The organism is Blautia liquoris (genome assembly GCF_015159595.1).
Taxonomy (GTDB): domain Bacteria; phylum Bacillota; class Clostridia; order Lachnospirales; family Lachnospiraceae; genus Novisyntrophococcus; species Novisyntrophococcus liquoris.
Window position 1 is genome coordinate 1,606,675 of the sequence record NZ_CP063304.1, and the last position, 17,437, is coordinate 1,624,111.

Below are 17,437 nucleotides of genomic sequence, written 5' to 3' on the forward strand. Positions count from 1 at the left end.
CGAACAGATATTCCGAAAATACGTTTGCCTTAGGGCCTGTCATCTGTTATACTGATTCTATATATTTTAAAAATATTTAAGTATCTTGATAGATGTGTAATCTAAAAGTTTACGAGTCAGATTTTTTGGAGGATAACAAGAATGGAAATTGAGAAAATCAGTGATAAACAAGAGGAAATACTGGACTATCTAAAAGAGACAATTATTAAACGAGGATTTCCGCCTTCCGTCCGAGAGATAGGAAAAGCAGTCAATCTGAAATCGACATCATCCGTACACGCCCATCTTGAATCCATGGAGAAGAAAGGATATATCCGCAGGGATCCCTCGATTCCAAGAGCAATTGAGATCATGGATGAAGATTTTAACCGCAGACGTGTCTCTCAGTATGAAACCGGAGAGCCAACACCGGAAGCAGAATTGACTCAGGTACCTGTTCTTGGTACTGTAGCAGCCGGACAGCCTCTGCTGGCCGTTGAAAACATTACTGAGTATCTTCCGGTTCCGGTTTCACATCTTCCCAACACAGTCACTTTCATGCTTACAGTAAAGGGTGACAGCATGATAAATGCCGGAATATTTGACGGTGATTATGTATTGGTAGAACAACGGGATATCGCTGCTGACGGTGAAAAAGTGGTCGCTATGGTGGACGATTCAGCAACCGTAAAAACCTTTTATAAAGAAGACGGGTATTACAGGCTGCAGCCTGAGAATGATTCGATGGACCCGATTTTGATATACAAAGATTTGCGAATACTTGGGATTGTTATCGGAGTATTTCGATTTTTCAAAAAATGATATATAACAAAAATGACCATTAGTAGTTTTACTGCCGGTATCCAAGTATTTATGGAATGCCGGCAGAGTTATCCGTGTATCATAGGGGGTCAAATTACTTTTGACCCCAACCTCTTTCTATCTTTCTGCTATGAATTCAGGTCTTCTTTCTCTATCACTTTTCCGTCTCTCCAGATACGTTCCAGGTCATAAAACAGACGGTTTTGATCATCAAATAGATGAATTACTACATCACCATAATCCATCAGAATCCAATTTGCATTCTGATATCCCTCGATGCTTTTAGGCTCATATCCCAATTTGCTCAGACATTCCTCTACATTATCAGCCATTGCCTGAACCTGGCTGCGGTTTGAACCACTGGCGATCAGAAAATAATCGGCAAGTGTTGAGATGTGTTCTATATCAATAATTCTAATATCACTTGCCTTCTTCTCTTCCAGTGCTGCTATTGCAAGATTTGCTACTTTTTTTGATTGATTCATCGAATAATACCTCACTCTTCTCTGCTATTGTGATAATTGCTGTAGTATAGGTAAGCGTCTACTGTTGTTTCGTCCATTGAGCCCGATTTCCCTTTCAGGTAATGAACTGTGTCCTTTAATATTTGATACATACATTCATTTAAATCAGAAAAAGCCAGTTGTCTTATTTCTGTCAAATTCGGAGCCTTGTCCCTACTGGGTTCTATATAATCTGCGATAAAGATAATTTTTTCAAGCTCACTCATATCTGGCTTCCCCGTCGTATGCCAGGTAATCGCATCAAGGATATCCTGATCCGTAATTCCATAGTCCGTCTTTGACAGATAGGCACCCAGCTTTGAATGAAGGAGGTCAGGGTGATCTCTTTCACAACAGGTTATAGAAATATTTTTCCTCTCACATATTTGGATTTTTTTTGTGTCGGGGATGCATTTTGCGCAGTCATGCAGTAATCCGGCTGTTTCTGCCTGTACGAAGTCCATACCGTGTGCCATCGCAAGAGCTGCAGCCGTATACATGACGCCAATGGTATGGTGAAAGCGCTTCTGATCCAATCTTCTTTTTAAATGTTTTTTCAATTTTATAAGATCGTAGTTTGCTGATTCCATTTTTAAACCTCATAAATCCTGTTTTTGATGATATATCTGCGTACATCTTCCGCCAGATAATATCGTGTAGTTTTCTTATCCCTGATCCAGCTTCTTATTGTCTTTGAAGCAATATCCAGATTTGGTGTGTCAAGTTTCAAAAAGCAGCCGCGAAACTCTTTCTGGCGTTTTTCAAGGACACGGTCGAACTCTGCCTGATTGATCTGATTTCTGGTGGCTACTACAATCCTGCAGGCACAGGCAATTCTGGCTGGTTCTTTCCACGTGTCAAAATCCAGCAGTGAATCTGCTCCGATTATGAAGTAAAAATCCGTATCCGGATATACATGGTTCAGATGTTCCATGGTTCGATAAGTAAAACTATAGCCATCTTCATTCATTTCCTCCAGGGACAGTTTAAAATGTGGATTTGGGGCAATTGCAAGTTTTACCATCTCAGTTCTCTGGATGTCTGTTGCACGTCCTTTTCGATTTCTCTTATGAGGAGGATTTCCGGCGGGCATAAACCACACTTCGTCGAGATTGAATTGATCATATGCAGCTTCCCCGAGAATCAGATGACCGATATGAATCGGGTCAAAGGTCCCACCCATAATTCCGATTTTGTTTTTCATAGGCATGTTCACTCTTATTATTTTGGTAATTCTATCTTCTTTTTATCCTTTTTTCCCTCTTTGTAAAGGATAATCTTTTTACCTATTACTTGTACAAGCTGAGAACCTGTCCTTTCCGCAAGTGTAGAGGCAATGTCTTTTGCATCATCCATACAGTTTTGAAGAACATTGATCTTAATCAGCTCCCGTGCAGCTAAAGCTTCTGCTACAGATGCGGTAAACTTTGGTGTAAGGGAAGCTTTTCCAATCTGAAGAATTGGCTCCATATCCATAGCAAGTCCTTTTAAGTAAGCTCTTTGTTTACTTGTCATATATAACTCTCCTTTCTGACCTTTATTTATAATAATCGAATTGATGGCCATACATCTGAACGGTATCACCCTCTTTGATTCCTTCTTGCTCCAGTCGCTCCAGAATTCCACAATCCTTCAGAAAACGCTGAAAGAATGCAAATCCTTTTTCAGAATCCAGATTCGTATATCCCAGCATTCTTTCTATCCTGGGACCTTCCACATGAAAAAGATGTTTGTCTAGTTCATCTTGTGAGACGGTATAGGGAAGATCGCTGTTAATCAGAGCATCTTCCGGAAAATACTCCTGTTTAAATATAACCTTTTCCTTCGGAAGTTTATCGAGAAGATCCTGTACATAATAGAGAAGATCACTTACACCCTTTCCGCTGACAGCTGAAATTGGAAATACGCGAATTCCTCCTGGTTCAAATTCGGCTTTTAATCGCTCCACTGGATCGATAACTCCCTCCTGCCGATAAATCGCATCAATTTTATTTGCAGCGATAACCTGTGGGCGTTTAGCAATTTCAGGGTTGTAGTTCTCGAGTTCACGGTTGATTTTGTATATGTCATCCACAGGATCTCGTCCCTCAAAAGAAGCTGCATCGACAAGGTGAATCATAATTCTTGTCCTCTCAATATGACGCAGAAATTCATGCCCCAGACCAGCTCCCTGTGATGCTCCCTCAATCAGACCTGGAATGTCTGCTATGACAAATCCTCTGCAGTCTTTAAGATCAACAACGCCAAGGTTCGGATACAAGGTTGTAAAGTGATAGTTTGCTATCTTTGGATCGGCATTTGTTACTCTGGAAAGGAGTGTCGATTTTCCGACATTTGGGAATCCGACCAAACCTACGTCTGCAATCACTTTTAGTTCAAGTAAGACTTCAATTTCCTGAGCCGGCTTTCCAGGCTGTGCGTACTTTGGAACCTGCATTGTCGCAGTAGCATAGTGCATATTGCCTTTCCCCCCTCTGCCGCCTTTTAGGACAACCTGCTGTCTGTTATCACCGGACATATCTGCGATTACTTTATGGCTTTTGGCCTCAAGAATCACTGTTCCCTCCGGGACACGTAATATAATGTCCTCACCGTTTTTGCCATGGGAGCGTTTTTTCTGACCTGGGTCACCGTCTTTCGCGGAAAATTTTCGTCTGTATCTGAAGTCAACCAGGGTATTCAGCCCCTTATCGACCTCAAAGATGACATCCCCACCTTTTCCGCCATCACCGCCATCTGGACCGCCATTGGGAACGTAGAGTTCTCTTCGAAAACTCACATGGCCATCCCCGCCCTTTCCTGAGCGTATGATGATTTTAGCTCTATCTGCAAACATTAGAAACCTCCTGTTAGTAAAAAGGGCTTCAAACCTCTATGGTTTGAAGCCAATCAGTTATGAATTATTCAGCTGTCGGAAGAACAGAAACTTGTTTTTTGTCTCTGCCTTTTCTCTGGAATCTTACGATGCCATCCGCTGTTGCAAACAGAGTATCATCTTTACCGCGTCCAACATTTGTACCGGGATGGATTTTGGTTCCACGCTGTCTATAAAGAATGTTTCCAGCTTTTACAAACTGTCCGTCAGCTCTTTTCGCACCTAATCTTTTAGACTCAGAATCTCTGCCGTTTCTGGTAGATCCGACTCCTTTTTTATGAGCGAAAAATTGAAGGTTCATCTGTAACATAGTCTACACCTCCTTGAAAATGATATCAATAAATCTGCTGTATGTTTCATCATCTTCTATTGCCTGAAGTCCAAGTATTAGGGATTTCAATAATAAATCAGCCTCTTTAGAGTGATTTCCATCAAACTCAAACTTTATACATGCTTTTTCCTGATTTTCATCTGCGGTAAATGCATCTTCTGTCAGTTTCTCTATCGAATTGATTGTATTGATCACCAATACACTGATAGAGGTACAGACAATATCACTGTTTTCTTCAGCGTATCCTGCATGATCCTCTACAGTAAAACCAATATATTCCAGGTCTGAATTCTGATAAAACGTTACCTTAGTCATACAATCTCACCTTTAAGCGTTGATCTTATCAATCTTAACCTGAGTGAACTGTTGTCTGTGACCGTTCTTTTTGTGGTAACCGGTTTTCCTTTTATACTTGTAGACAATAACCTTTTTTGCTTTTCCGTTTTTTACGACAGAAGCTGTTACACTGACATCTTTAACATCAGATCCAACTTTAAGGCCATCGTTGTTTACCGCAAGTACATCGTCAAATGTAACTGTTTCACCAGCTTCAACACCAAGCTTTTCTACGTTAATGATATCGCCTTCGGCTACTTTGTACTGTTTACCACCTGTTGCAATAATTGCGTACATTAGGCATACCTCCTATTATCATTACTCGCCAGATATGGTGGCTAACGCATCCGCTAACACTTATACCTCTCTGTGCGGCATACTTGATTATACTACCAAATTTATCTATGGTTGTCAATAGGATACGCAGATAAATCTGGTTTTTTTGAACACGCAATTGCGAGCACTCCCGGTCCGGTATGACAAACAACAGAAAGTGAAAGAAGAGATTCTTCTGTCTCAAGAGTTGGAAAAGAGGAAACTACTTCATTGCGCCAAATATCAACTGCTTCATCCTGTCCATAGGAATAAGCGATATCCAGACACATCTGCCCTTTTTTATAAGGCTCTTTAAAACGTGTGTCGATATCTTTTTTCATCGCCTCAATCATTACTTTCCTGGCCTGTTTTACACCTCGCACTTTGGCATAGGCATCCAGATTGTCCCCCTGAATGGTGAGTACCGGTTTTAGATTCAAAACAGTTCCAATCATTGCTGCCGCCGGAGTGATACGTCCGCCTTTTTTTAAGTACTCCAGCGTATTTACCATCAGGTAAATGCTGGCCTGTAAAGATTCTTTTTCTAAAATCTCTTTGATCTGTCTGCCACTGTAACCAGCTTTTGACAATCGAAGAGCGTCAAGTATAGATTGACGCATGGTAACTGAAATTCGTTTATTATTCACTACAAATACGCGATGATTAAAGTCCGCTGCCAGAGCAGCAGCTGTCTCACAGGATGCAGACAGACCGCTGGACATGGGAATGTAGACCAGCTCATCGTGATTGCTTAATAACTTCTTCCACAGTTCCATCAAATCCCCAGGGGAAGGCTGTGAAGTAGACACTTTGCATCCACTTTCCAAGGAATGATAAAAATCTGCCTGACTTAAATCAATTCCCTCAAAATGAATTTTATCATCTATAAAAAATGGCATCGGAACGACAACGATGCCAAGTTGTTCTGCCTCTTCTTGTGTAATCCCACTGTTACTGTCGGTTACAATAGCTATATCCGGCATAAAACTCCTCCTTAAGCGTAACAATATGTGTATCATTAGCGTCAGAATACCTTTTGACACTTTCATCATTATATCATAAAAAGACACTTTCGCAAAGGTACAAATATGCGAAAGTGTCCGACCAGGTTATTCGATTTCGGTTCCCAGACACTCAAGCGGAACGAACTGATGCTCTCCGTCCTTTCCAAGGTCAGTATATATTTCCAGGCGATGTATCAAAAATGCATAAGGTGAAAAGGTCTCACCTAAATACGCTGAGAATGCATCCAGGACAATCTCTGGTTTCAGGTTATTCACACTTCCTGCGGATAACTGCAAGAAGATGGTTTTCCCTCGTACCTCCATCTGATAAATCAGAGGACGTATATCGATTTCCCGTGTCCCTTTTTTTGTTGTTTTCTCAAAGAATATATGCTCTTGCAAGAGAAAGCGGCAGACATGATCTTTCCATCCATCCCTAAATCCCATCCCCTCCCGGAAAGATATCAGGTAATCACATGCACAGACGAGTGCCATGCCGTTCGAAGATTTTTCCTCAGGTATCTGGCGGATACTTAAGACACGAATACCTTCAGCCATGGTATTGTTTAAACGTCGGATCATCTCTTTGGAAGAAGATGAAGTTTTTAATTCCATGTCAAAGTAATCGCCTTCTGTAGTCAGCCCCACGCCCAGTGGTGAAGCAAATGACATAATCATATGGGGTGAATAACCCTCCGAATAGGCGACATCTATTTTGGCACGACGCATGGACTTTTGAAAATATCTCAGTGTATCAAGATGTCCGACAAATTTTACAGGACCTTCTTTTTGAAATTTAACTCTAACCTTCATAGCAGACACCTCCATGATAGCATCTTGCACCACATCCGGAACACTGTATCCGGCAGTTTGGTGTCACTTTCTCCTTTTTTGCCTGATTCCATTCCCGGATCATAAACTCTTTACTGACACCGATATTAATAAAATCCCACGGGAGAACTTCATCAGTACCACGTTCACGGATGGAGTAAAAGTCAGGATCAATATGGCATTCTTTGAAAGCCTCTTCCCAGTATGTGTGTTTGAAGAAATCGCTCCAGGAATCAAAAAGTGCACCGTTTTGATAGGCTCTTAAGATAACCGGACAAAGCCTGCGGTCTCCTCTTGCCAGGACTCCCTCGAGAAGCGTCACATCAGCCTCATGGTAGTGGTAACGAATGCTCTTTTGATTGATCTGTGATCTGACCTCGTCCTTTACAATCCGTGCCTTACTCAAGAATTCTTCTTTTGTATTCATAGGCGCCCATTGAAAAGGAGTAAATGGTTTTGGAACAAAGAAGGAGCTGCTGGCTGTAATCTGGCATTTCCCGTTCCTTTGTTCCTTTGGAAGTTCGTAATATCGCTCTGCGATTTTCTGACATAGCCAGGCAATTCCCTTGATATCTTCTGTTGTTTCAGTTGGAAGTCCCAGCATAAAATACAGTTTTACTTTATTCCATCCGCCCTGGAAGGCCTCTTCGGCACCAGTGAGAATCTCATCTTCTGTCAGCCCCTTGTTGATTACATCGCGCAGACGTTGTGAGCCTGCCTCAGGTGCAAAAGTGAGGGAACTTTTTTTGATATCCTGAACTTTACTCATGACATCCAAAGAGAAAGCATCAATTCGAAGGGAAGGCAGTGAGATATTCACTCCTCTTTCATTGCAGATGTCAATCAGCTTGCTGACAAGTTCGGAAAGTCTTCGATAATCAGAAGAACTTAAGGAGCTTAAGGAAATTTCTTCATGTCCCGTATGATCCAAAAGGATCTTGGCCATTTCAACCAGCTCATCGCAAGTCCTTTCACGAAGGGGACGGTATAACATGCCTGCCTGACAGAAACGGCATCCGCGGATGCAGCCTCTTTGTATTTCTATAACCACCCTGTCCTGCGTGGCTTTGATAAAAGGAACAACTGGCTTTTTTGGATATGGCATATCAGAAAGGTTCATCGCGATCTGTTTTTCAATACGATCAGGAACCTTATCTGTATTTGGGGAAAAAGCATCAATTGTACCATCTTTTTTGTAAGTTGTGTTATAAAAAGCAGGAACATAAATTCCTTTTATCTGTGCAGCTGCGAGTAGAAAATCGTAACGGGTTCCGCCAGCCTTTTTATTTATCTTATAAGCATTGAGAAGCTCATCATATACTGTTTCACCGTCACCAATATAAAAAAGGTCAAAGAAATCAGCCAATGGTTCCGGGTTATAAGTACAAGGCCCCCCTCCGATGACAATTGGATCGTATTCGTTCCTGTCTCTCGAGAAGATTGGTATCTGGCCAAGATCAAGGATCTGCAGGATATTGGTATAACACATCTCATACTGAATCGTAATCCCCAAAAAGTCAAAATCTTTGATTGGATCTTGCGATTCCAGTGCAAAAAGGGGGAGTTCCTCATCTTTCATGATCTGATTTAGATCGGGCCATGGAGAATAGACACGTTCACACCATACATCATCTCTTCGGTTGAACATATCATATAAAATTTGTATTCCCAGATGCGACATTCCAATTTCATAGACATCCGGAAAACACATGGCAAAACGGATATCAACTTTGGCGGCGTCTTTTACAACTGAGTTTACCTCGCCTCCGATATAACGAGCAGGCTTATCTATTTTCAACAATATCTCATCGCTTAATGCAAGCTTTCGCATGTTTTTACCTCTTCTCTATGCGTAATTGTAAGTGTGTTTTTGACACGGGTTCTATTATATCCTGTTTTATCTGACGATACAAGAGTCAAAAAGATAATATATGTAACAGAAAGAGGCTGTTTATCAAAAACAGCCTCTCATGGAGAACGTAATAGTTTTCAGTGATTATCTTTTAACACGAAATGCACTGAATCCGGGATATACTGCAGAGTTACCCAGTTTCTCCTCAATACGCAGGAGCTGATTATATTTTGCGACACGCTCGCTTCTGCTTGGTGCACCAGTCTTTATCTGTCCTGCGTTTACAGCAACAGCAAGATCCGCAATTGATGTATCCTCAGTCTCACCAGAACGATGTGATACTATTGTCGTATATCCGGCATTGTGTGCCATCTGAATTGCCTCAAGTGTCTCTGATACAGAGCCAATCTGATTTAACTTAATCAGAATAGAGTTTCCACAGCCCTGCTTAATACCTTTTGAAAGTCGTTCGGTATTGGTTACAAAAAGATCATCTCCAACCAGTTGTACCTTGTTGCCAAGTTCTTTTGTAAGTATCTTCCAGCCTTCCCAATCTTCCTCGTCTAGACCATCCTCCAGAGAATAGATTGGATATTTATTACAGAGGTCAACCCAGTGAGCTGTCAGCTCTTGTGATGTGTACTTTTGTTTACTCTTAGGAAGAATATATTCGCCCTTTTTGCTGCCCTTCCATTCACTGGATGCAGCATCAATCGCAAGTACAAAATCCTTTCCTGGTTCATAGCCAGCCTTTTCTACGGCTTTCAATATGTATTCTATGGTCTCTTCGTCCGTAGCCAGATCCGGTGCAAATCCGCCCTCGTCACCGACTGCAGCAGACAGTCCTTCAGACTTTAAGAGAGACTGCAGTGCATGGTAAACTTCCGTGCACCAGCGAAGCCCTTCACTGAAACTTTCCGCTCCGACAGGCATAATCATAAATTCCTGAACGTCAACTGTATTCGTTGCATGGGCCCCGCCGTTTAAGATATTCATCATAGGTACAGGAAGTCGGTTACCATTAATTCCACCGAGAAAACGATACAGGGGAATGCCAAGAGAAGCCGCAGCTGCCTTCGCAGATGCGATTGATACTGCAAGTATGGCATTTGCCCCAAGCTTTGATTTGTCCTTCGTACCATCTGCACACAGCATTGCATGATCAACTGCATAGATGTCAGAAGAATCTAGTCCTTTCAGTGTATCGTTGATAATTGTATTGATGTTATTAACTGCTTTTAAAACACCTTTTCCAGCAAAACGGTTTTTATCATTGTCGCGAAGTTCCAATGCCTCGAATTCGCCTGTGGAGGCACCACTTGGCGAGGTACCTCTGCCGATGGTACCATCCAAGAGGTAAACCTCTGCCTCTACAGTTGGATTGCCCCTTGAATCGATAATCTCACGTCCGATGACTTTTTCAATTGATAAATTGCTCATATATCTGCTCCTTTCCTTTCTGGATGGCAATTATTTTGCCAGGCAGAATATAAAATCTGTTTTTATGTTAGCCTAAACTAATTATCTGATAAAAATAATTTTACCAGATATTGTAAAAAAGTTCAAGTTCTCGGAGAAAAAAACATGATACAAAAAGGAGTCTTTTTCTATAAAGAAAAAACTCCAGTGTAAATATAACTTTTATGAATTTTTCATCACAACCAGCTGAACAATGTCTGCTGTATCCTCACAGGTATCAATACTTTTTTCTATATACCCAAAGATATCACGCCATGCGACTACCTCCAGAGGATCTTTGCAGTTTTTATGAAGATTATACATGCTTTCAATATAAAGCCGGTCTCCTTCTTCTTCGAGATCATTAATGCGGATGATGTTCTCTCTTAGCTTCTTCGAACGTTTAAAATTCACGAATTCATCCATGATAACTTTCAATGTCTCGCAGCAGGAAACAGCGACCTTTACCATCTCCACAGCTCCCTGTCTGATCTCCGGAACCTGGCAGATATAGACATGCATGAGAACATCTTCAATGGAATCCGTGATGTCATCAATCTTTGTGCTGATTTCAATGATATCTTCTCTTTCTATTGGAGTGACAAATGCCCTCGCTATCACCTCAGTGATTTCATGCTTTTTTATATCACCTTGGTGCTCCAATTCATGAAGTTCGTCCCTTTTTTCTTTGATAGTATTAATATTGTAATTTGCAAGAACATCTTCCAAAAATCGAGCTGCACGGCAAGAGCAGTCTACGCATTCTTTGAAATTATCAAAATAAACCATATCACTTTTATTCATATTGTTATCCTTTCTTTCTATCAGGCTTTTCGCATCCAGCTTAATAAGTCAGGAAATAGCCATCAAAAGCTTAGCCATAAGAAAACCGATGATTCCACATCCTGGGAAAGTAAGAATCCAGGTAAGTACCATGTCTTTAACCACATTTAAGTTAATGGATGAAAGACGTTTGACAGCACCGACACCCATAATTGCAGTCGTTTTTGTGTGCGTTGTGCTGACAGGTATTCCGAATAAAGTAGAGATCAGCAGGCAGACAGTTGCGGCGAGATCAGCGGAAAAGCCCTGATATTTTTCCAACTTGACCATATCCATGCCAACGGACTTTATGATCTTCTTTCCGCCAACAGACGTACCAAGTCCCATGATAATGGAGCAAAGAAGCATCATCCAGACCGGAAGTTCCACGCCTGATGTAGTATCCATACCGTGTGACAGATAAACACCCAAAAGCATAACACCCATAAACTTCTGTCCGTCCTGTGCACCATGCATAAAAGACATTGCTGCTCCGCCGGCGATCTGAGCCCATGTAAAGAATCCGTCTGTGTTCCGACGGTCAGCATTCCTGAACAAATAGGTGATCAGTTTACAGGAAAGAAATCCAAAGACAAACCCGAGAATTGTGGAAAGAACCAGACCATAGATGACTTTTACCCATTCCGAGAAATTAATTCCGGAAATTCCACCCTGAAGTGCGATTGCAGCTCCGGAAAGGCCGGCGATCAGTGCATGGCTTTCACTGGTTGGAATTCCAAAATACCAGGCCGTAACAGCCCAGACAACAATTGCAGCCATGGCAGCACACAGTGCAGTCAGCGCGTCGGTATGATTTCCCTGAAAATTCACCATATTTTTGATTGTCATAGCCACAGTGGAATTTACCATAGACATTACAAAAACACCCAGAAAATTAAAAATGGCTGACATGATAATTGCAGGTTTTGCACCCATACATCTTGTGACAACACATGTCGCAATGGCATTCGGAGCATCTGTCCATCCATTTACAAAAATAACACCTATGGTGAGCAGGATTGCAATAAAAAGTACAGGTGAGCTGGTCATCTGCTCGATAAAACCTGAAAATGTTAGATCCATAGTACTTTTAGCCCAGTTGGGCCCTCCTTCTTTTACGTTGTAACAATTGAAATCTTAGCACAGTAGTAAATTCTTGTCAATCGTTTTCAGTCATGAAAGGAGTGCAAATCCTTTTTGTTGACAAATTATGAGCAGGCATGGTACTATTTTTTTAAAATAATGATGAATATGAGGGGGGATTTTGATGAATACAAGTAGTAGAATCAAGACAAAAGATATGGTGAATATAGCTTTGTTTACAGTGCTGATTGTTATTTGTTCCTGGATTTCTATACCGACGGTGGTACCATTCACGCTTCAGACTTTCGCGGTGTTTTTTCCTGCCTGGTTCTGGGAGGAAAGTATGGAACCTGTTCTGTTTTTATTTATCTTCTTCTGGGGGCTCTGGGGCTACCGGTTTTCTCTAATTTTACCGGTGGAATCGGTGCACTGCTGGGGCCGACGGGAGGATACCTTGCAGGATTCCTTTTAAGCGCATTGATGATGTGGATCATGGAGAATCTATTTGGCAGGAAAAGATGGGTTTTTATAGTTTCCATGATCCTGGGACTCCTTGTATGCTATGTTTTTGGAACTGCATGGTTCTTTTTTGTATATACGCTGGCTTCCAAGGCCATTACCTTTAAAAAAATATTGGGTCTGTGCGTTCTCCCGTTTATCATTCCGGATCTATTAAAGATCAGTCTCGCCTTGATACTTAGTAAAAGGTTTTCCCATATTATAAGATAACTCTGCATAACGGTAGGCCTCTTCATAAGACATCTGAGTTTTTTCGCATAACGTTACAAGACTTTCATATTCCGGAGAAAAGTGCTCCTGATTTTCGAAGGTATACACTTTATAAGTGATTTCTCCCAGATTTGTTTTTCTGTTAACGGATCTGCGTTTTAGAATTGATCGACTCATCTTAAGGCGGCGTATTCCAATTGTGGTCGTATTCTTAAAGATAATATGTTCCATCTGGTTTCTGTCTGAAAGGGAACATATTACATTCAGCTGATAGGCCGGTCGGTTTTTCTTCATATAAATCGGTGTAAAATAGACATCTCTGGCGCCGGCTTTAAAGAGAGCACTCATGGTAAAGCCGAGAGCCTCACCTCTGCAGTCATCTAGATTGCATTCCAGTTTCCATATCTGATCAGATTCGTGTTCCACAGAGGTTCCTGTTTCACAAGTCGTTTCTCTGATCAACATTGCACGAAACATTCCCGAAGTCTTCGTATTCTCAATTATGAAATTTTCCGGCAGTACTCTTGATGTAAAGACAGCCGCGACAAATGCCGCTCCGGTGGCAGTGATAAGTTCTCCCTGCTGATCTGTAATGTGTAAGGGAATATTATATCTTTTTGCAATTTCGGCAACGGCAGGAACCGGAACGGGATACGTCTTCCGGTCGATACAAACGGTGCCAGTACCTTCATATAAAACCGGCACAATCACATCTTTAATTCCAAGACTGTCCAAAAGTATGGCAGCACTTATGACATCGAGAAATACTTCATGGCCGCCCAGTGCAACAAGGCTGATCTCGTCAGTGGGAAGATGATCCAGTTTTGAAATGATCTCAATGAGGATCTCTAAAGTTCTACATATAATTTCTTTTGCGTTGTCACTCAACATAGATTGCGCTGTCAACTGCTGCAGTTTACGCAGTGAAGTTTCCTTTTTGATATGATAATCAGAATTATCTTTACAAAGTCCCGGGAAGTTTTCCACTGCCTTATCCAGAGCGTGCTGATCGCCGCCCAGATATAAAAGGAGTGTGCAGAATTCATGTACATTAATTCCATCATAACACTGCAAATACAATATCGAATTCATATGATCAACCCTCTTCGATTTTTCCTTCGTTTCTGTCATAATGTTCCAGAAAATGGTGGCGGATCCCGTCCCTTTTATACTCAATTACTGTATTCAGATTCACATTTTCTACGCTTCGAAAGATATTGCTCTCCACTGTGGGATTAGTTTCCTTAAGCTTCAGAATCAGATTTTTAATCTCCATTCTCCGGGAATTTGAGCTGCCGTCTGCACTGCAGGTACTACAGGTATCTGTGAAACGGCATGCACACTGAATAAAGTACAGATCGTTATAATCCCTCCAGTGTCTGATATCCTCCTCTCGAATCAGATACATGGGACGAATCAATTCCATACCTTTAAAATTCTGGCTGTGAAGTTTAGGCATCATCGTCTGAATCTGCCCTCCGTACAGCATTCCCATGAGTATTGTTTCTATGACATCGTCATAATGATGACCGAGGGCGATCTTATTGCATCCCAGTTCCTGTGCTTTACTGTATAGATAACCTCTTCGCATTCTGGCGCAAAGGTAACAGGGGGATTTTTCAATATTGACGACGGAATCAAAGATGTTCGTTTCAAATATTGTAATGGGTATCCTTAATTTCTGTGCGTTATCTTCGATTACCATCCGGTTTGTCTCATTATAACCTGGGTCCATCACAAGAAATACAAGTTCAAACGGGAATTTATTATGACGTTTTAACTCCTGAAAAAGCTTCGCCATCAGCATAGAGTCTTTTCCGCCAGAGATACATACTGCTATCTTATCCCCCGGCTGAATCAGATCATAAGTATTGATCGCTTTTGCAAATTTTGTAAACAGTGATTTATGAAACTTTTTCTGAATACTTTTTTCAACATCTTCACAGGTCTTTTTTTGGTTTTCCTGCAATGTATCCCCTGACAATTTATCGCGCAGCCATTCACTATAGCCGCCAGATAAACTATAAGCTGCAAGCCCCTTATCTCTTAGCTTAGAGACTGCCATATTGCTGTAAATGCCTCTAGAACAATAGAAAATGATCTTTTTATCGAAAGGCAGGCTTATGGAAGTCTCCTCTAAAGTGTCAAAAGGTATATTGACAGCATTTGGGATTGAACCATATTGAAAGGTATGGTTATCCCTGAGGTCTGCCAGAATGTAGTCAGCTTCATTCAGTGCCTCCATCTCATCAATAGTTATATTATAAACTTTATTCATGTATTTTTCAGGACTGATTCTATAATTGATTGATCAGCCCTTTCATTCCTTCTTTCTTAAATATTTCCTTATAGTATCCAATTTCGTCTTTTATTAATCCATCTATTGCATGTATTCCCAACAGTTCTACAGGAGCCTTATCATCCGTCAGAAGGTGACCTTTTGGCTGGTAGGGGGTAAGTGTTTCGGAAATATCCTGCATGAGAGCTTTCAGTGCGGGATCGTTTTGATCGTTACTGTTCTTTTCTAAGTTTCTGATTCCTCTGCCATGATCCATGGCGAATAGTTCCCTGTTTGTCGATCCCTTTACATCCGTGGTATAGACATTTGAAAAAACATGCCCTATTGTATCCTGTAGGTATTCATTGATGCTGTTTTTTCCGTCTGAATGCATATTCATATTTACGACCATAACACCGTCCTCTTTCAGATGATCTTTTACCATATGGAAAAACTCTTCTGAAGACATCTGAAAAGGAATGGTGATATCCTGATAGGCATCCACCATGATGACGTCATATTTTTTATCGACAGCCTGCAGATAGGCCCGTCCATCGTAGGTTGTCACACGAATATCATCCGGAAGTTCGAAGTACTTATGTGCAAGCTTAGTAATCTTCTCATCGATCTCAACGCCTTCAATGTTCATATTGTTATTGTTAAAGTATCTCCTGCACTGTGCGGCATAGGTTCCTGTCCCCATACCAAGTATTAATACATCGGATTTGTCTTTTTTGCTGATATCAGCCATCAAGGGGGCAGCCAGTGCATAGTCGTAATACATACCAGTCAAGGCATCATCTTTCATCCGGATAGATTGTACGCCGAATAGTACATTGGTCGAAAGAATCATGCTCGAAGGGTCTTCTTTTACCTGGAGATAGTTATATATGGATTCATCCTCCACCAGGAGAGCATCCTCCCAGAATGCAAAATGATCAAAATGTCCGAAAATACTGCAAATTAAAAACACAACAACTGCTGCAAGGCAAAACAACTTTTTCTTCCGTGTGCTGATAAAATAAATCAGACCCAGGCATAAAAGAATCCCTGAAAAAATCAGGAATGTGACCGATGTACCAACGGTCGGAATTGTGACAAAGGTGGGGAGAAAGGTTCCAAGGATACTCCCAATTGTGTTAAACGCTTCCAGTGTCCCCACGGTTTTTCCACTCTCATCTAGACTGTCTACGGTATATTTTACAAGAGAAGGTGTCACGGTCCCCAGTAAAAACAAGGGAAATACAAAAATCACCATACATGTGATAAATGCCGCCAGGATCAAAAAATTTGTATTGACCGTCAAAATAAGAAGTCCGGATATCCCCACAATAAGATGTTTTCCGACCAGTGGTATGGCTGCAATCCAGATTGCGGCGGCCATAATACGAAGATAGAGTTTATCAGGATTCGGATCTTTATCCGCCGATTTCCCTCCCCATATATTTCCCAGAGCCATGGCAATCATTATTGTACCGATGATAATTGTCCATACGATCTGTGAAGAACTGAAATAGGGAGCCAACAGGCGACTGGCACCCAACTCTACCGCCATGACAGACATACCTGCAAAAAACTCTGTCAGATACAGGTAATATTTGTTTTTTAGAATGTTCTTTTTTTCCATAGTTTAGGGACGTCCTTTCTCTTCGCGTTTTAAGTCTTCCCCGAATCCTTTTTTTGGCTTCTGTCCTCAAGATCAAGTTGGATTCCCTCCAGAAACGGAATAAAAAAACCGCCCTTTGATTTGAGAAAATAGTCTGGATCAAGTTCTGTGATTTTAAAACTTTTTCTGCCTCCATTTAGTGAACGGTCCCAGAAGTTTTTCAGATCGCATATTCTGAGATAATAATATTCATCTCTGGAGGTAAAACCAATTAGAAAAAAAGAGATACCGCCCTGCCTTTCAAAATCCTCCATGAATTTTACCTGATGTTCGTGAACATTTGCGATAGGAAAACAATCGCCGGCGCATTCTTTTGCATCGAAACAGACAGGAATTCCCTGTACTGCGCCAATATAGTCCACCGTACTTTTCTTATCAAAATAAGCCAAGGTAATATGTCTATTCTCTTTGTCTATATTTATTGGGGTAATTGGAGTTGGAACTTTTTGTATCAATGCAAGATTTTTCTCCCGATATTGTAAGATAGTACGGTTGATCAGATCTTCCAGTGTTGATCCGCGAAGTCCCCGGGAATTCCATGTTGCCATAATAC

21 protein-coding genes are annotated in these 17,437 nt (G+C 41.2%); 3 read left to right on the forward strand and 18 right to left on the reverse strand.

Features of this window, described 5'->3' with window-relative positions:
• Window positions 1-141 precede the first annotated feature (141 nt).
• Entirely contained in the window at window positions 142-801 is a 660-nt protein-coding gene (gene lexA, locus INP51_RS07345) for a transcriptional repressor LexA (protein WP_230406912.1), read from the forward strand.
• A gap of 128 nt (window positions 802-929) precedes the next feature.
• Here lexA and rsfS read toward each other — a convergent pair whose 3' ends face one another.
• The 14 genes from rsfS to INP51_RS07415 all read right to left on the reverse strand — a co-directional run bounded on the left by rsfS (window position 930) and on the right by INP51_RS07415 (window position 12,211).
• Window positions 930-1,286 (reverse strand): ribosome silencing factor, encoded by a 357-nt coding sequence (gene rsfS, locus INP51_RS07350; RefSeq protein ID WP_193737040.1) that lies wholly within the window; start codon window positions 1,284-1,286, stop codon window positions 930-932.
• Window positions 1,287-1,297: 11 nt separating this feature from the next.
• The gene (yqeK, locus tag INP51_RS07355) at window positions 1,298-1,894 is read right to left on the reverse strand and encodes a bis(5'-nucleosyl)-tetraphosphatase (symmetrical) YqeK (RefSeq protein WP_193737041.1); all 597 of its coding nucleotides are present in this window, start codon (window positions 1,892-1,894) and stop codon (window positions 1,298-1,300) included.
• A 2-nt stretch (window positions 1,895-1,896) separates the two neighbouring features.
• Window positions 1,897-2,508, reverse strand: coding sequence for a nicotinate-nucleotide adenylyltransferase (gene nadD / locus INP51_RS07360; RefSeq protein ID WP_329602331.1), 612 nt, complete (start codon window positions 2,506-2,508; stop codon window positions 1,897-1,899).
• Between the two features lie 17 nt (window positions 2,509-2,525).
• Window positions 2,526-2,819: a ribosome assembly RNA-binding protein YhbY gene (gene yhbY / locus INP51_RS07365; RefSeq protein ID WP_193737042.1), complete on the reverse strand. Its 294-nt coding sequence runs from the start codon at window positions 2,817-2,819 to the stop codon at window positions 2,526-2,528.
• Window positions 2,820-2,841: 22 nt separating this feature from the next.
• Window positions 2,842-4,140, reverse strand: a complete 1,299-nt coding sequence (obgE, locus tag INP51_RS07370; protein ID WP_193737043.1) for a GTPase ObgE — start codon at window positions 4,138-4,140, stop codon at window positions 2,842-2,844.
• 64 nt (window positions 4,141-4,204) lie between these two features.
• Window positions 4,205-4,489 carry a 50S ribosomal protein L27 gene (gene rpmA / locus INP51_RS07375; RefSeq protein WP_193737044.1) on the reverse strand — a complete coding sequence of 95 codons (285 nt, stop codon included), beginning with the start codon at window positions 4,487-4,489 and terminating at the stop codon, window positions 4,205-4,207.
• A gap of 3 nt (window positions 4,490-4,492) precedes the next feature.
• Entirely contained in the window at window positions 4,493-4,825 is a 333-nt protein-coding gene (locus INP51_RS07380) for a ribosomal-processing cysteine protease Prp (RefSeq protein ID WP_193737045.1), read from the reverse strand.
• A 12-nt stretch (window positions 4,826-4,837) separates the two neighbouring features.
• Entirely contained in the window at window positions 4,838-5,143 is a 306-nt protein-coding gene (gene rplU, locus INP51_RS07385) for a 50S ribosomal protein L21 (protein ID WP_193737046.1), read from the reverse strand.
• A 101-nt stretch (window positions 5,144-5,244) separates the two neighbouring features.
• Window positions 5,245-6,144: a DegV family protein gene (locus tag INP51_RS07390; RefSeq protein WP_193737047.1), complete on the reverse strand. Its 900-nt coding sequence runs from the start codon at window positions 6,142-6,144 to the stop codon at window positions 5,245-5,247.
• A 126-nt stretch (window positions 6,145-6,270) separates the two neighbouring features.
• Window positions 6,271-6,978, reverse strand: coding sequence for a TIGR03936 family radical SAM-associated protein (locus INP51_RS07395; RefSeq protein ID WP_193737048.1), 708 nt, complete (start codon window positions 6,976-6,978; stop codon window positions 6,271-6,273).
• The gene (locus INP51_RS07400; RefSeq protein WP_193737049.1) at window positions 6,968-8,827 is read right to left on the reverse strand and encodes a TIGR03960 family B12-binding radical SAM protein; all 1,860 of its coding nucleotides are present in this window, start codon (window positions 8,825-8,827) and stop codon (window positions 6,968-6,970) included. Before INP51_RS07400 ends, INP51_RS07395 begins: the two co-directional genes overlap by 11 nt.
• A 165-nt stretch (window positions 8,828-8,992) precedes the next feature.
• Window positions 8,993-10,288, reverse strand: coding sequence for a phosphopyruvate hydratase (eno, locus tag INP51_RS07405; RefSeq protein ID WP_193737050.1), 1,296 nt, complete (start codon window positions 10,286-10,288; stop codon window positions 8,993-8,995).
• Between the two features lie 201 nt (window positions 10,289-10,489).
• Complete coding sequence (locus INP51_RS07410) at window positions 10,490-11,110, reverse strand: DUF47 domain-containing protein (RefSeq protein ID WP_193737051.1); 621 nt, start codon at window positions 11,108-11,110, stop codon at window positions 10,490-10,492.
• Window positions 11,111-11,158: 48 nt separating this feature from the next.
• Complete coding sequence (locus tag INP51_RS07415; protein WP_193737052.1) at window positions 11,159-12,211, reverse strand: inorganic phosphate transporter; 1,053 nt, start codon at window positions 12,209-12,211, stop codon at window positions 11,159-11,161.
• A gap of 184 nt (window positions 12,212-12,395) precedes the next feature.
• On the opposite strand from INP51_RS07415, the gene INP51_RS16355 reads away from it, so the two are divergent.
• Together INP51_RS16355 and INP51_RS16510 are read left to right on the forward strand one after the other, a co-directional pair.
• Window positions 12,396-12,683, forward strand: coding sequence for a hypothetical protein (locus INP51_RS16355; RefSeq protein WP_329602340.1), 288 nt, complete (start codon window positions 12,396-12,398; stop codon window positions 12,681-12,683).
• Window positions 12,587-12,940: a biotin transporter BioY gene (locus tag INP51_RS16510; protein WP_329602337.1), complete on the forward strand. Its 354-nt coding sequence runs from the start codon at window positions 12,587-12,589 to the stop codon at window positions 12,938-12,940. The genes INP51_RS16355 and INP51_RS16510 overlap by 97 nt, the downstream gene beginning before the upstream one ends.
• On the opposite strand, the gene larC2 is transcribed toward INP51_RS16510, so the two are convergent.
• Genes larC2 through INP51_RS07440 form a run of 4 tightly spaced genes read right to left on the reverse strand, consistent with a single transcriptional unit; the run spans window position 12,884 to window position 17,432 of the window.
• Window positions 12,884-14,032 carry a nickel pincer cofactor biosynthesis protein LarC2 gene (gene larC2 / locus INP51_RS07425; protein ID WP_193737053.1) on the reverse strand — a complete coding sequence of 383 codons (1,149 nt, stop codon included), beginning with the start codon at window positions 14,030-14,032 and terminating at the stop codon, window positions 12,884-12,886. The two genes, INP51_RS16510 and larC2, sit on opposite strands and share 57 nt — an antisense overlap.
• Before the next feature lie 4 nt (window positions 14,033-14,036).
• Entirely contained in the window at window positions 14,037-15,218 is a 1,182-nt protein-coding gene (locus tag INP51_RS07430; RefSeq protein WP_193737054.1) for an ATP-binding protein, read from the reverse strand.
• A gap of 19 nt (window positions 15,219-15,237) precedes the next feature.
• Window positions 15,238-16,845, reverse strand: a complete 1,608-nt coding sequence (locus INP51_RS07435) for a spermidine synthase (RefSeq protein ID WP_193737055.1) — start codon at window positions 16,843-16,845, stop codon at window positions 15,238-15,240.
• A 29-nt stretch (window positions 16,846-16,874) separates the two neighbouring features.
• Window positions 16,875-17,432 (reverse strand): Holliday junction resolvase RecU, encoded by a 558-nt coding sequence (locus tag INP51_RS07440; protein ID WP_193737056.1) that lies wholly within the window; start codon window positions 17,430-17,432, stop codon window positions 16,875-16,877.
• Between the last annotated feature and the right edge of the window lie 5 nt (window positions 17,433-17,437).